Source organism: Sphingobacterium sp. xlx-130 (assembly GCF_011007405.1).
Taxonomy (GTDB): Bacteria; Bacteroidota; Bacteroidia; order Sphingobacteriales; family Sphingobacteriaceae; genus Sphingobacterium; species Sphingobacterium luzhongxinii.
The window spans coordinates 630,487-643,441 of sequence record NZ_WFKN01000003.1 but is presented as its reverse complement, the minus strand read 5'-3'; the positions used below and the strand labels follow the sequence as shown (position 1 = coordinate 643,441).

The following is a 12,955-nucleotide window of genomic DNA, read 5'->3' as shown; positions in this document are numbered from 1 at the left end:
AAAGCGAACACTACGTATCTAAACAGACAGGTAAAAAAATCAATACGGTGAGCAAGCGTAATGCAGACTTCCAGATCTCTAAGTTCCAGAGCAATTCACAGCCTTTATATGCACTGCTGGATAATGAGGGTGAGCTATTGGTTCCTACAAGCGGAGCGGTATACGACATTGAGAAGTATATAGCCTTCCTGCAATCGGGAATCGATGCATTCAAAGCAAAATAGTACTTTACTAATTGTTTAATATATGGCCCCTTTTTCATGAAAATGTTGGAGGGGTTTTTTTATATCTCTTTGCTCCATATTTCATATATAGGATCACCTTTCGAACTTTTACCGGAGTGATGCCAATGTCCCTGCTTGAGTTCGCCCTTAAAGTCTAACTGAGCTCCCACTCTCGTGTCATCTCGTGAAAAGAAAAGGATATGCTCCGTATACGCTGTATTAGAAAAACTGTAGTTTCCGCCTCCTGTACCATAAAATCCTTTAACAGCCGGGTTGATTGCAATCCATTGAAAGAATCCGTCGATCATTATTTTAATTGTCTTACGCGATGATTTTGGAATCGGACTCCTTTGCGAATCAGATTGTCGTCCGGTAATCCGCCACAGACCATCGAGATCCTGTGGTTTTGCAGTTTTTTTTTCGTAGATGGTATCGTCTAGTATTAGTTGATTTGTTTGTATATTGGTCGGTATCTTGAGCTCCGAACCTACACGTTGTGGAGAGATATCGTTGTATTCGGTTTGTAGAGTCATAATTTGATCGTTAAGGGTAAATGGGCCACCTTCCGTTCCAATATATTTACTGTCTGTATAGATGGTATGGCTACCATAGTTTTCCACAAATAACCATAAGTGCGTAGTATCCCCTTGCTTCGCGGTAAAGGCTCCGGTCAATTGTTTCGTCTGGGCTAGGCCTGCAAACCAAGCTGCAACAAGAATAATGGATAATATATTTTTCATCTTTTTAAATTTATACTTTTATTTGTGATGAAGCAATCTGGTTTATTCATAGAGTATATTTTTTAAGCGGCATTCATGAACTCACTTCACTCGGTTATTCATTGCCCTATGTGATTGAATAAATCATGATGGTTTTCTATTAAAACGTGCTTGATACACTTAAAGTTACATAATCCGGTTTAAATACACGAAATGTCGATTACAGGGTTGTTGGATTTAAAATCAAATTTCCCTAAGTTTGTTAATTATAATCCTTAAACCTTAATACTAATTTACTATGATCAAAAAATATGTTGTTTACTCTTTGATTTCAGGATTTGCTATTGCAGGACTTAATGCTTGCGGAGGCGCGACACAAAATACAGAAAAAGAAGAAATTCATAATGCCGCTACACAGACTATCCCTAAAGAGGCAGAGGGATTAATCGGTCGATGGGACATCACCGTAGAGAAAGAAGGGAAGCAAGTTCCTTCTTGGTTAGAAGTAAAGCTGTCAGGTTTTAATGTGTTGGTTGGTTCATTTGTTGCTGATGCAGGTAGCAGTAGACCAGTATCCCACATTAAGTTAGATAAAGGTAAGTTTTCGTTTGAGATTCCACCTCAATGGGAAGGAGGAGAAGGTGTATTTACGATTCAAGGAGAGCTTGTTGGGGAAGAGATAAAGGGAACAATAACTAGTAATAAGGGCAATGTCTTTAATTTTAGTGGAGTAAAAGCTCCTTATCTGGTCCGTACAGGAGAGGTAAAATGGGGTGAACCAATAGAGTTATTCAATGGTAAAGATTTAACCGGTTGGACTACGTCGAGTGAAGACAATCAATGGACTGTTAAAGATGGTGTGCTTGTTAATCAAAAGGCAGGCGCAAATTTGATATCGGATCAAAAGTTTGAAGATTTCAAACTGACGGCCGAATTTAGGTATACTGAAGGGGGGAATTCCGGGATCTATCTGCGTGGTCGCTATGAGGTACAGATAGAGGATTCTCCAAAAGATAGACATCCAGGGGCTTTATATTTTGGTGGTGTTTATGGTTTCTTGGCTCCAAATGAGATGGCTACGAATGGAGCGAATGAATGGAATACCTATGAAATTACGCTTCGGGGGAGGATGGTGACAATTGTCTCGAACGGAAAGACAATTATTAATAACCAAGAAATTCCAGGGATTACGGGAGGAGCATTGGATAGTAAGGAAGGTGAACCAGGTCCAATCTATTTACAAGGAGACCATACGGGAGTTGAGTTTAGAAAGATTAGTATCACTCCTGCGAAATAGAAGTAATTTTTACATTAATGGTCTGTTAAGAATATTCGTATTGCTGACAGACCATTTTTTTTGACTTTAATTATGTTACAGATACGTTCTATATTTTATTCTGTTCTTGTGATGGGGCTGTTTGCGAATGGTGCATTTGCTAATACAGATTCTGTTATGATTTCAAGAATTTACCATCAGTCATTTTTTAAAGGAGAAGCATATGCCAATTTGCGTTATCTGACTAAAGATATAGGTCATCGTATTGCGGGATCTCCGCAAGCAGCTGCAGCAGTGCAATGGTCTAAAAAGCTAATGCAAGAATTGCCGTTTGATAAAGTGTATCTGCAGGATGTCAAGGTGCCTTATTGGAGCCGTGGTGCTAAAGAACAAGCTATAATAGTCGGATCTGGAGAGAAACTGAATGTACTGGCCCTAGGGGGATCGGTTGCTACACCTGCAGGAGGGATAGAAGCTGAAGTAATTGAGGTAGAGTTGCTATCGGATCTTCGCAAGTATGGAGATGATGTGCGTGGGAAGATTGTTTTTGTTAACAAACCCTGGGATGAATCTCTTGTAGAAACTGGTGTCGCTTATGGGTTAAATAGCGCGCAGCGTAGCAGAGGACCCGCAGAGGCTGCTAAGTTAGGGGCAGTAGCCTATTTGTTCCGGTCCTTGGGGTCAGGTATTGACGATTATCCGCACACAGGTGCTACACGATATACCCAAGGTATCGATAGTATTCCTGCAATGGCAATTTCTGCCATCGGAGCAAATACACTAAGTGCTGCGCTTAAACATAACGCAAAACTGCGTGTATTTCTGCAACAGAGTTGTGCATGGAAAGGGGAGGTCCTTTCGCACAATGTTATCGGTGAATGGACAGGTACAGAATGTCCAGAACAGGTCATCACTATGGGAGGACATTTGGACTCTTGGGATGTTGGAGAGGGGGCGCATGATAATGGTACGGGTACGATGGGTACATTGGATGCCTTGAGGACACTTATGGAGCTGGGTTATAAGCCGAAGCATACTATTCGTTTGGTATTCTACATGAACGAAGAGAACGGCGTGCATGGTGCCTCTCAATATGGATTACAAGCTAAAGGAAAGAACGAAAATCTGATTGCAGCCATAGAGAGTGATGCCGGCGGATTCGCGCCAAGAGGATTTGATATAAAAGCAGGGAAGCAAGCAATACAATGGATTCAAGCTTACTGGAAGCCTTTATTTGAACAGACGTATTGGGTCTCTAGGTTTCTAGAAGGAAGTCCGGGCGTAGATTCCGGTGTTTGGGGTAAGTACCACCCGAAAGCCATGATGTTTAATTTTAGGCCAGACCCACATCGTTATTTTGATTTGCATCATACGGATAAGGATGTTTTTGAAGCTGTCGATAGGCGTGAGCTCCAATCTGGAGTAGCTGCTTTAGCATCTTTGTTATATTTGTTAGATAGTCACTATAATCGCATTCCCGATTAAAGACGTTTGTTAGACTCCAATATGTACGACCACAATATCGGGATTACGATATGAGGGGTGGTATGAGGCTATACTGCTACTTCGTTTGTAATAGGCAAGCTCATCGTAAACGACCTCTCGAAGCACTCCTTTACCTTTGCCATGGATAAATTCGATTTGGGTATACTCCCAATAAATAGCAGCATCTAGTGACGCTCTTAATTTGTCTAGGGATGCAGCAATAAGTTCCTCTGCATCGTATTCTTCGATGTCGTCAATAAATGCGTCTGTGTGCAAGTCTACTATTTTAGGGGGGCGGGGTAATGTACGGGACATGTGGCGTTTACTTAGAGGATAATTGATTTATCAGGGTTTTTTTTTATGTAATCCAGTTTACTTTGGAACATCACTGCCATTTTATTGGCTCTCCATTTGGCCTCATCGGCTTTTTCGCCGGCAAAAAGACGGTCAACAGTCTGGTTGAACAGCGCCAACCAATGATCGAAATGTTGCTGACCTATAGGAAGGTGCGCATGTGGAGGAAACGGCCTGCCATCGTAAGTATATTCATTTAATAAAAGTGTCTGCCAGAACCGGTACATTTTGGAGAGGTGTTCAGGCCATTTGTCCTGTATATTCTGATTAAAGATAATACCTAGCATTTCGTCTTGGCGGATATGTTCATAAAACGTATCCACGAGTAGTTTTATATCTTCAAGTTTTGTTATATCTTTCTTTTCCATCTTCCAAGTCGTCTATTAACAAGGTATAAAGTTCTTGATTTTTTTTGATATTGTGGTCAGCGCGATGTCTGTATTTATGATATTAAGGGGGAGTTGAAAATTATTTATCAAGAAATCAGTATATTCTCTATTATTTTGTGGTGATCGCTTTGAATAGTCAAAGTAGGTTCCTATATTTGCATCACTTTAAAGGTGATACCTTTTCGGGGTGTAGCGTAGCCCGGTATCGCGCCACATTTGGGATGTGGAGGTCGTAGGTTCGAATCCTGCCACCCCGACATAAAAGCTCTAACGAAAGTTGGAGCTTTTTTTGTTTGTGGGGGGTGAGAACCGTTGGTTCGATCGGAAGAAGCTTTAAAAACTTATTCTTTGATTCACAAAAAAAATGGATGTACGAAGGCAGAAGTCTTAATTTAGGCTACAATATGGGGGGCTTGTTTTTTTTTAGGTAATCCTGTTTGCTTAGGGAGGGTCTTGTTTTTTAAAAGGTTGTTATCGATTTGAGGAGTATTGGCAGATGTTGGTCTGATATTTGTAAAATATGGGGTAAATAAGGTTTTTATGATGAGACAAAAAATTTTTATCCTGTTGGCGTTGTTTGCTTTAAGCTTAAGTTCCTGTTATGTTAATAAGCATCCTCATGGTCATGTACCTCCGGGAAAGGCAAAGAAAGTGTACGGTGAAAAATCAGCGAAGCGACATGCTCCTGGTCAACAGAAGAAACAGCACAAAAAAGGTAACGGTCATTACAAACATAGCATTTATGTGTACTAGCTTTCAATAAGATTTTGTTAGATTGATAAATTGAAAAAGGCTGCACGAAATCCGTGAAGCCTTTTTGGTATTTAAAAATCAAAATAGCACTGTTACTAACAGTATTCGTCAAACGCAGCAACAAGGTTGTCTGCTATCATTTGTGCTGAACGACCCTCGATCATGTGTCTTTCGATCATGTGAACTAATTTTCCATCTTTAAAAAGAGCCATAGCAGGTGAGGATGGAGGGTAAGGAAGCATGTATTGACGGGCTTTGTCAACAGCTTCTTTTTCCATTCCGGCAAATACAGTAACTAATTTAGTAGGGTGTTTTGCGTTTTGTACAGCTGCTTTTGCTGCTGGACGAGCATTGGCTGCGGCACAGCCGCAAACAGAGTTTACCACCACAAATACGGTGCCTTCAGCGGGAATTGCAGCGTCAACTTCTTCTACTGTCTTTAGTTCTTGAAAGCCCGAGTCTGTTAATTCTTGGCGCATCGGGGCTACTAAATATTCTGGATACATCTGTTTTTAGAATTTAAATGTTTAAAATAAAAAATTACCATAAGTAATCGGTCTTTAAAGAGCAATCTTTAAATTTTGAAAACATACTTACAGTTGCAAAGATAAACTATTAAACCGATCCCGCCAAGGAGTCATCCTCAGTATAATGTCAGATTGTAGAGAGGGTCAATCATATGTTTTTAATTCGAATTGAATAGTTGGATTTTCTTTATTCGTTAGTGTAAAAATATTTTTTGCATTTGTCCTCGTGTCTTGATTTTGGAACGTATATTTAAGATTTCTGTTTATCTCTATTTTTTTTTGTTTTAATGCCTCAAGCATTTCTTTTAATAGAACTGGGCAGAAGTTGCTTTTGTGTTTCAGGTTGTATAATGCTCCCCTTCTCATGAGTTCTGTATTAAGTTTATTAATAACTGTTTGATATTAACAAAATTAAGACATGAAAGGGGAGGATCCTATACCCAATTATGAGTATTTTTCAATTGTTTAATTCAAAAAAGACTGTCAAATCCGCTGTCTTTGTACCATTTTAAGGTTTTGTAAAAAGAGTGAGCAGGGCCTGCATTCTCTGCACTCGGGATGTAGCAGGTCAGACCTGAGTTGGTTTTAATTTCAAAACCATTGAAAAAATCTGTATTTGCCTTATATAGAATAGTTTGCTCTAGCGCCTTTTGTGTGTTTTGGTAATTGGTGCTGTTGCTGTAGTTTTGATTGAGAAAATCAAGAAAGTCAAATGCTATCAGTGGATTCCCGATGCGGTCAAAGTCCATTCGTTGTATATTGGAGCGATTAAGGTCAGTGTGCAAAGGTGCCTGTGAGAGAAGTGTTATTTTGGTTTGTTGGGCAAGATTGTTTAGCTGAGTTGCTTCAACGACAGAGACGGTAGCCCAGGCTCCTGAAGATAGGCTGTTGTAATGATTGTAATATTTTGCTGCAATGGCTTTGTAGCCTTCTGGGCCTGGTAAGAACAGGTCATTCGTTATTTTATCATAAGGCATGCCATTGGATACAACTTCGCCGGGTGATGCTATAAAATATTTTGCCTTATCTTTTATTTCATATAATACTTCAGTGCTTGCCATTGAGCAGGCGTCAAACATGATAAAGTCGAAATTGTTAGGGAGCGCATTGTTTAAGTCGGTTATATCCATGACATGTCCGTTGTCATCGCCAAAGGATCTTAGTTTGATTCCGTTTTGGTTGGCGGGTACCCATCCCGTAGCATGTGACCATAGAATCAGCCCGTAGGTGTCGGCAGGATAGAGTTCTTGTGTTTCTTTGATGATGCTCTTCATTACAATAGGGTCAGAAGAGCTGTAAGGAGGATAATCTTTTATTTTTTTTAAACCACTTTCCGTTCCTGTCTTTTTAGTCACTTCGTACAGTGCTGGAGAGCCGGTCTTTAGTTTTGCATATACAATCAAGTTACCGTCGATATTACCTATAGCTTCTTCCATCTGACGCATGTTTTTGTAAGCGTCGTCTTCTAAGCTATTGTTGGCCGCTAGGTATACGAGTACAGTTCTGAACTTTTGTTTTGCCTCCGGTTCTATACTTGGCTTTCCGCATGCTGCGAATACAAGGCTTAAACAAAATAGGGGGTATAAGAGTATCTTTTGCATCCTTATGATGATTTTGAATGTAATATAAGGCTAATTTCTTTATTACATGATTTTTTTGTTTTTGAGTTTGGTGTAAAACCGGGTTGAGAAATATAGGCCTATGCTGCTGGTTAATAATAGTATAAGCGTTTCTGTGAGTTCTCTATTCATATTTTATGGGTTATATGGTTGTTAATTGGATCAGGTGATGTTCATATTTAAAAAAGGGCGGCTATTGCCGCCCTCTAAAAAGATATGAACTGTTTTTACTAAGTTAGTGTGAGATTAGATGTTGGGATTAACCCTGATCTTAATTTCTTTAACAACTTCAGCTTCAGTTGCAGCCAGGCCGGCAACGTTGAATTTGTTAGTTACTGTTACTTTGTATACCAAGTAAATTGGCTGTTGTAGGTTTGCACCCGAGTTAGTCCAGACAAGGTCTTGGCCATTTACACTTGCACTTGCTCCAGAAGGTGCTGAAATTGCAGTACCACTGGCGTTTTCGTAACGTACGAATGATACATTGGTTAAATTGTAACTTCCAAACATAGGGGAGATACCATTGATACCGTAATCGCTAATTAAGCCAACGTTCTTCGTACTTGAGAACCCTCCAGTGAAGTTATAAATTACTGTATTGTTGAAATCTTTGATTGTAATCAATCTTCTTACATCGATTTCAGATACATTCGTTCCAGAAACTTCTTTGTCTGTAAACTCTTTGTATGGTGTTTTAGCTTCAATAGCTTTTACTGGGTTTATGAACTTCACGTTAAACGAAGTCTGAAGACCGTTGTTGTAATTAACCCCATTTACAGTTCTATTGATGCTTAGGGAAACCATACCGTTGTTGACTTTTGCGCGAGCAGCAGTTTGGTTTTCGTCTAACTGTACTTCATTTGCGCTTATAGCAATACCGTTTACAGCTGGAGAGACGCCAAATGTGTAGCCCATTACAGGTGCGTTTGGTCCAGAAACTGTCGTTTCCGTCCAGTAATCCCATAAGTTAGCGTGAAGCTCCCAATTGCCACTAACCAATTTTCCATTAATGATTCCAAACGATTGATTTGTATCCCAGAATGGTAAGTCTTTAGTCAGTGTTGTGATGTTATTTCCAGTTACGGTTACATTGATCGTTACATTTACTACAGGATCTGTTGATACAGATGATGTGTATGTACCATGCAATGTATATGTTCCTGGCATTACTGTGTTGGCAACGGATACTTCGCGTGCAGCCCCTTGCGTAGGATTGTTCATTCCTGTACCTGGGCCGGTGATGAATGCAAATCCAGGAGGGTTAGATCCGCTTGGTGTAAAGGTATACACGGCATGGAAATCTGCAGCTGTTTTTTGTGTGTGATTGTATGCTGCATCTAAAGTTAATGGAGTGCTCCAAATGATGCCTTTGTTAACTGAAGGAGTCGAAACAACATCGTGAGTGAATGTACCGTTTACAGAAACAGGTGCCACTGCGCTTTGTACAAAGTTAACTTTGATAAAGCGATGAGCAATTACATTTGTGCTTCCTGTTCCAGGGAAGATGCTTACTCTCACTACTGCAAAATTATTGGTGGCAGCAGAGTTGTACTGATTGCCATTTGTTGTTGAGATCTTAACTGAAATTTTACCAGTAAGCGGATCTAAAGTTAGCCAATCTCTTTCTGGAGCATTTGCGCCATAATGATCGATGTCGTAGCGTAAGTTGTAGTCTGATAAACCATGATCATCCATGGAAACTATGTTGTTGTTGACCTGCGCCCGGCCGAAGAACCCATTTAATTTATCATCTAATACAATACCGCCTGTATAAGCTGTGTTATTGTCAAGGTTTGTCGTAGCATCGTTCTTGAAATGCAATTCGAAATTTGCGTCGGCTCTAGCGTCAGCTTGTGTTTTCGTATGTGCTAAAGACTGGCTGCTACTTCCTGCATCAGCGAATGCTGCTGTAGCGCCGTTTCCTGTGAATAATGGATTAACCCCGTTAAGTAGCGTTACTTTATCACCTGTTGCTTGTGCATTTCTAGATGATTTTTCAATCGTGATTTCGTCTTTCTCAACGATCTCTTCTTTCGCGATATTGAAAGGTGAAGCAACGAATTTCTGGCCGGTAGCGGCTTTTGCGTTGTTTACCTGTAATGCAATGAATAGATCTGTAGCGCCTGCTGCTGTTGGGAATGTGGAATTTGCGTTTGAAGGACGGTATTTTACAGTGATATCACCGAATGTTTTTACCGCAGCTCCTACTGCTGAGAAGTTCGAGCTAACTGTTCCTCCGGATGAACGGAATTCTACTTTTTCCGAGCTTTGTGTTAATAAACCGGTTGCTTCGTAGTTTTCAACCTTTACGCCAAATGGATTTAAGTTGTACTTAATCTCTGCATACCCTTGTAATAGTGTGTTTCTATTGGTGTTGCTCTCTACGATACGAGGGAAGAATACTACCGGGCTATTGTTGTTTGTAAAAGTTGGAACAATAGCTAAGCTATTAACTGCAACAGCTTCTGTAGCTAAGAAGATAGAGTCAGACGTCACACCTTTTGCGTCGGTGAATACCACGTTGTAACCACCATCTACAGCTACCATCGCGATATCGCCAGCATAAGCCTGTACTGTGGTTTGTGCGCCGTCTAGTGCCCAGTATTGTTTGCCGTCAGTCCCGGTAACCATAGTCACTACAGTTCCGTCTTGACCAGCAGGACCTTGAGGCCCAGTAGGTCCGGTAGGTCCAGTAGGTCCAGTTGCACCTGTATCACCTTTATCACCTTTAGCTTTGATGCCGGTGTCGACATATGTAGTGCCATTGTTGGCAATCTCCCAATTGCCATTTGTTCCGATGCGGATTAATGGTGATGATCCATTTGTACCATTTGTGCCATTAGTACCATTAGTTCCATTAGTACCGTTTGCACCATTTCTAATTTGATAAGTTTGCTTAGTTCCATCAGCCTTTTTGAAGACGATGTCAAAACCACCAGTTACAGAGGTAACCGATTCAACAACCATGTTGCTCGCTAATGACGCTAATGACGTTTTTAAAGAAGCAATGTCAGATGTGTTCTGATTAATACTTTGTTCTAGACGCGATATATCGTCGTCATACTTTTTACAGCCTTCGAGCACTACTGCACTACTTATGGCAATAGCTAAGGCGACTTTGGATAGATTTCTAATTTTCATGTTTTACTTTTGAAATTTGAATTCGGTTAACGCTCAAAATTGATTCTATTATGATGTTTGCTAATTATTATTCTGTAAAAGTACAATGTAATATTGTAATTTCAAATAAAAATTGAAAAATATATTTAAGAATATGTTTTTAATTCAAATTGGAAGCTGTGCATTTGCCCGTCTATATCTGTTATTTTGACTTCGAATGTGCTCTTTTTGCTTTTTCTTTTGATTGTTAAATGCTCCTCTGCATATTTTTTGTCTTTTATTTTTATGTTTTTGAGACTTATAAGATTCATTATATCTTTTTCGGTTATTTCTTTTGCCTCGTCTGGTGTTATGTTTTTGCTTTCATTTTTTCTTTTTAAATCCATGGTGTTAATGGTTAATAAATGGTCTTGGTTTGATGACTTTGTTTTATTTAACCTTGTCTTTTCACGTCTGTATATTTAGTTGTAGTTATAAAACTACGCAAACATACAATAGTAAATTGTATTTTACAATAATCAATTGTTTTTTTTGTTATTAAATTTCGTTTGCTTAATTTGGCCTAATATTTGCCTGCTTCTGTGTGTTCTCTCTCTGTTTAGAGATAAAACAGCATTAAAGCGTAGGAGAGCTAAAGCACACTTGTGTTCTTATGAAGTTGTTTTAATGCAGAAAATAAATATTTTGATACTGTTTATATAAATTTTATGTCTAACTGGGGTCGTTTAGATCAAGTAATACAATATTTGGGTTTGAATGTTAACTCTTTTGCGAAAGAGATTGGGTTGAATAGAGCGGAGCGCTTGTACCAGATTAAAAAAGGAAACTACGATATAAGTAAAAATCTTGCAGGTATTATTGTAGATCGATTTACCGATATCAACGAAGCTTGGTTGCTTACTGGAGAAGGAGCTATGCTTAAGGCTGCTGAGGGAGCATCTAAAATTCCACTATATAATATGAGCTTGGATGAGTTTAATGTTGATTTATCCCAAATGCAGATTGTTGACGAGTTGGAAATACCTATCTTATCCGGAAGCGACTTTGCGTTTGTTAATCAAGGGGATTCGATGAGTCCGGAGATTGAGCACGGTAGTGTGGTGTTTGTAAAGCAAGTTGACAAAGATGCTATTGTCTTCGGGGATATTTATCTTATTATTTCCGAAAAGATAAATGTGGTTCGTTTCATTCGTGGTTTAGATAATAAAAGCTGGAGGCTGGTTGCTAAGAATGCGAAAGACTTTGATGACCTTATACTTGGTATAGCGTCGGTGAAAGCGGTGTATAAGGTAAAGGGGGTTTTGTCGATGATTTCTATGTAGACTAACTAGCTATATGCTGCTTATCTATTAGCTGCTTTTTTTAGGAATTCTTTACAGACTTCAAGTCCATTTTCTAGCCTTTGGTTTCCAGAACCAGAGATGATTTTATAATCTGCCTGTAAGCTTTCTAGTTCTTTTTTCCAGATTTCCATAAAATAGGCTCTTTCTTCGGGAAAATCGCGTAAGGGATCATTTTCCCAGGGAAGATCTATATCCATTAAGAGATAAAGATCATATGTTCGTAGTTGGATCTCATTTATCACTTCGCTAGGTGTATGCTTGAAGAGATGATCACACCATATCTTTACTGTCATTATTGTGGTGTCGCAGATGAGTAGGCTATTTTTTAGCTGCGACTTAATCGCATCCTCTAAAGCTACTTGTCCATAAAACATGTTGGTCTCATCCTGCATTGTATATTGATTCTGGAGATTTTGACAGTAATATCTCGCATATTCAGGTACATAGGAGCAGTCTAAGGCTCTGGCTAGGTGTTGAGCCATAGTTGATTTGCCGGTGGACTCGGGTCCGACGACTGCTATTTTTAGTAACACATCTACTGTATTGTTCATTCGAGAACAATATTAAGCATTTTTTATATCTACTGTACGATTCTATTCGCACAATTCGTGCTAGCGAAGGATTCTGGTTTGGCTTTAAAGATAAACCCCATTCCCAGTATGTAGCCCATGGCTTCTTTCAGCGCTACATTTGATTCAAAATTAGGATTGGTGTTTATGTCAGCGTGAACTTCAAGGTCTATTTCGTATTGATCGAGGAGAGGACAGAGGTGATAGGCGGTATCTATGGACTTTTGAACCTCGAGAAGCATTCGTTCTTTGATGGTCATGTTGTGATTCTTTCGGTCTTTATGGATAAACATAAAGCCTCCTTTGTGATTACGTAAGAAAACGACTACGGTTGCAAACTCAACTGTTCCACGTTTTACCTGTGAATCGGTCCCTATAAATACCTTGAGTTTGTTGCCTAGTTGGTTTTCTCTAAGGATTGCTGCTTCAACAGCATCCATAATAGGAAGACGAAGATATTCGCCGTTGTACTTTTGCCATTCCATAAAATAAATTTTTGTTGTATAAATATAGTTGTATAGTGTTCATTTTCTGTTAATTGTATGTTGTTTTTAAGTTATGAAGTTATGTTGTTATC

Annotated in this window: 14 protein-coding genes, 1 tRNA gene and 1 pseudogene; 6 read left to right on the top strand and 10 right to left on the bottom strand. The window is 39.3% G+C overall.

The window, feature by feature from the left end; all coding sequences use genetic code 11:
- A pseudogene (locus tag G7B18_RS06150) lies at positions 1-224 on the top strand (hypothetical protein); the annotation flags it as partial.
- A gap of 59 nt (positions 225-283) precedes the next feature.
- Here G7B18_RS06150 and G7B18_RS06145 read toward each other — a convergent pair.
- The gene (locus tag G7B18_RS06145) at positions 284-964 is read right to left on the bottom strand and encodes a hypothetical protein (RefSeq protein ID WP_164112613.1); all 681 of its coding nucleotides are present in this window, start codon (positions 962-964) and stop codon (positions 284-286) included.
- A 277-nt stretch (positions 965-1,241) separates the two neighbouring features.
- Here G7B18_RS06145 and G7B18_RS06140 point away from each other — a divergent pair, with 277 nt between their 5' ends.
- Together G7B18_RS06140 and G7B18_RS06135 are read left to right on the top strand one after the other, a co-directional pair.
- Positions 1,242-2,240: a DUF1080 domain-containing protein gene (locus G7B18_RS06140; protein ID WP_164112614.1), complete on the top strand. Its 999-nt coding sequence runs from the start codon at positions 1,242-1,244 to the stop codon at positions 2,238-2,240.
- 72 nt (positions 2,241-2,312) lie between these two features.
- Complete coding sequence (locus G7B18_RS06135; RefSeq protein WP_164122204.1) at positions 2,313-3,704, top strand: M20/M25/M40 family metallo-hydrolase; 1,392 nt, start codon at positions 2,313-2,315, stop codon at positions 3,702-3,704.
- A 9-nt stretch (positions 3,705-3,713) separates the two neighbouring features.
- Here the strand turns inward: G7B18_RS06135 and G7B18_RS06130 are convergent, their stop codons facing one another.
- Both G7B18_RS06130 and G7B18_RS06125 read right to left on the bottom strand, forming a co-directional pair.
- On the bottom strand, positions 3,714-4,019 hold the full coding sequence (locus G7B18_RS06130; protein ID WP_164112616.1) for a Smr/MutS family protein: 306 nt from the start codon (positions 4,017-4,019) through the stop codon (positions 3,714-3,716).
- A gap of 11 nt (positions 4,020-4,030) precedes the next feature.
- Positions 4,031-4,426 (bottom strand): group III truncated hemoglobin, encoded by a 396-nt coding sequence (locus G7B18_RS06125; protein ID WP_164112617.1) that lies wholly within the window; start codon positions 4,424-4,426, stop codon positions 4,031-4,033.
- 204 nt (positions 4,427-4,630) lie between these two features.
- Here G7B18_RS06125 and G7B18_RS06120 point away from each other — a divergent pair.
- Both G7B18_RS06120 and G7B18_RS06115 read left to right on the top strand, forming a co-directional pair.
- Positions 4,631-4,704: transfer RNA gene (locus G7B18_RS06120), tRNA-Pro, on the top strand.
- Positions 4,705-4,987: 283 nt separating this feature from the next.
- Positions 4,988-5,200: a hypothetical protein gene (locus G7B18_RS06115; protein ID WP_164112618.1), complete on the top strand. Its 213-nt coding sequence runs from the start codon at positions 4,988-4,990 to the stop codon at positions 5,198-5,200.
- A 95-nt stretch (positions 5,201-5,295) separates the two neighbouring features.
- Here the strand turns inward: G7B18_RS06115 and G7B18_RS06110 are convergent, their stop codons facing one another.
- The 5 genes from G7B18_RS06110 to G7B18_RS06090 form a co-directional block, all read right to left on the bottom strand.
- On the bottom strand, positions 5,296-5,706 hold the full coding sequence (locus tag G7B18_RS06110; RefSeq protein WP_164112619.1) for a BrxA/BrxB family bacilliredoxin: 411 nt from the start codon (positions 5,704-5,706) through the stop codon (positions 5,296-5,298).
- A gap of 165 nt (positions 5,707-5,871) precedes the next feature.
- Positions 5,872-6,093, bottom strand: coding sequence for a hypothetical protein (locus tag G7B18_RS06105; RefSeq protein ID WP_164122203.1), 222 nt, complete (start codon positions 6,091-6,093; stop codon positions 5,872-5,874).
- 104 nt (positions 6,094-6,197) lie between these two features.
- A complete protein-coding gene (locus G7B18_RS06100) occupies positions 6,198-7,328 on the bottom strand; it encodes a clostripain-related cysteine peptidase (protein WP_164122202.1) in 1,131 nt (376 codons plus the stop codon).
- Between the two features lie 264 nt (positions 7,329-7,592).
- Positions 7,593-10,487, bottom strand: a complete 2,895-nt coding sequence (locus tag G7B18_RS06095) for a hypothetical protein (RefSeq protein ID WP_164112612.1) — start codon at positions 10,485-10,487, stop codon at positions 7,593-7,595.
- Positions 10,488-10,612: 125 nt separating this feature from the next.
- A complete protein-coding gene (locus G7B18_RS06090) occupies positions 10,613-10,852 on the bottom strand; it encodes a hypothetical protein (RefSeq protein WP_164122201.1) in 240 nt (79 codons plus the stop codon).
- Positions 10,853-11,173: 321 nt separating this feature from the next.
- Here G7B18_RS06090 and G7B18_RS06085 point away from each other — a divergent pair, with 321 nt between their 5' ends.
- Positions 11,174-11,788 carry a helix-turn-helix transcriptional regulator gene (locus G7B18_RS06085; protein WP_164112622.1) on the top strand — a complete coding sequence of 205 codons (615 nt, stop codon included), beginning with the start codon at positions 11,174-11,176 and terminating at the stop codon, positions 11,786-11,788.
- A gap of 20 nt (positions 11,789-11,808) precedes the next feature.
- On the opposite strand, the gene G7B18_RS06080 is transcribed toward G7B18_RS06085, so the two are convergent.
- Positions 11,809-12,360 (bottom strand): AAA family ATPase, encoded by a 552-nt coding sequence (locus tag G7B18_RS06080; protein WP_164112623.1) that lies wholly within the window; start codon positions 12,358-12,360, stop codon positions 11,809-11,811.
- A 29-nt stretch (positions 12,361-12,389) separates the two neighbouring features.
- The gene (locus tag G7B18_RS06075; RefSeq protein ID WP_164112624.1) at positions 12,390-12,863 is read right to left on the bottom strand and encodes a ribonuclease H-like YkuK family protein; all 474 of its coding nucleotides are present in this window, start codon (positions 12,861-12,863) and stop codon (positions 12,390-12,392) included.
- Positions 12,864-12,955: the final 92 nt, after the last annotated feature.

What these genes read in the sequence shown, in the direction of transcription:
- G7B18_RS06135 (WP_164122204.1), top strand. Translation starts at nt 2,313, where the DNA reads ATGTTACAGATACGTTCTATATTTTATTCTGTTCTTGTGATGGGGCTG.
- G7B18_RS06100 (WP_164122202.1), bottom strand. Translation starts at nt 7,328, where the DNA reads ATGCAAAAGATACTCTTATACCCCCTATTTTGTTTAAGCCTTGTATTC.
- G7B18_RS06075 (WP_164112624.1), bottom strand. Translation starts at nt 12,863, where the DNA reads ATGGAATGGCAAAAGTACAACGGCGAATATCTTCGTCTTCCTATTATG.
- G7B18_RS06080 (WP_164112623.1), bottom strand. Translation starts at nt 12,360, where the DNA reads ATGAACAATACAGTAGATGTGTTACTAAAAATAGCAGTCGTCGGACCC.
- G7B18_RS06140 (WP_164112614.1), top strand. Translation starts at nt 1,242, where the DNA reads ATGATCAAAAAATATGTTGTTTACTCTTTGATTTCAGGATTTGCTATT.
- G7B18_RS06085 (WP_164112622.1), top strand. Translation starts at nt 11,174, where the DNA reads ATGTCTAACTGGGGTCGTTTAGATCAAGTAATACAATATTTGGGTTTG.
- G7B18_RS06125 (WP_164112617.1), bottom strand. Translation starts at nt 4,426, where the DNA reads ATGGAAAAGAAAGATATAACAAAACTTGAAGATATAAAACTACTCGTG.
- G7B18_RS06115 (WP_164112618.1), top strand. Translation starts at nt 4,988, where the DNA reads ATGATGAGACAAAAAATTTTTATCCTGTTGGCGTTGTTTGCTTTAAGC.
- G7B18_RS06095 (WP_164112612.1), bottom strand. Translation starts at nt 10,487, where the DNA reads ATGAAAATTAGAAATCTATCCAAAGTCGCCTTAGCTATTGCCATAAGT.
- G7B18_RS06105 (WP_164122203.1), bottom strand. Translation starts at nt 6,093, where the DNA reads ATGAGAAGGGGAGCATTATACAACCTGAAACACAAAAGCAACTTCTGC.
- G7B18_RS06130 (WP_164112616.1), bottom strand. Translation starts at nt 4,019, where the DNA reads ATGTCCCGTACATTACCCCGCCCCCCTAAAATAGTAGACTTGCACACA.
- G7B18_RS06110 (WP_164112619.1), bottom strand. Translation starts at nt 5,706, where the DNA reads ATGTATCCAGAATATTTAGTAGCCCCGATGCGCCAAGAATTAACAGAC.
- G7B18_RS06145 (WP_164112613.1), bottom strand. Translation starts at nt 964, where the DNA reads ATGAAAAATATATTATCCATTATTCTTGTTGCAGCTTGGTTTGCAGGC.
- G7B18_RS06090 (WP_164122201.1), bottom strand. Translation starts at nt 10,852, where the DNA reads ATGGATTTAAAAAGAAAAAATGAAAGCAAAAACATAACACCAGACGAG.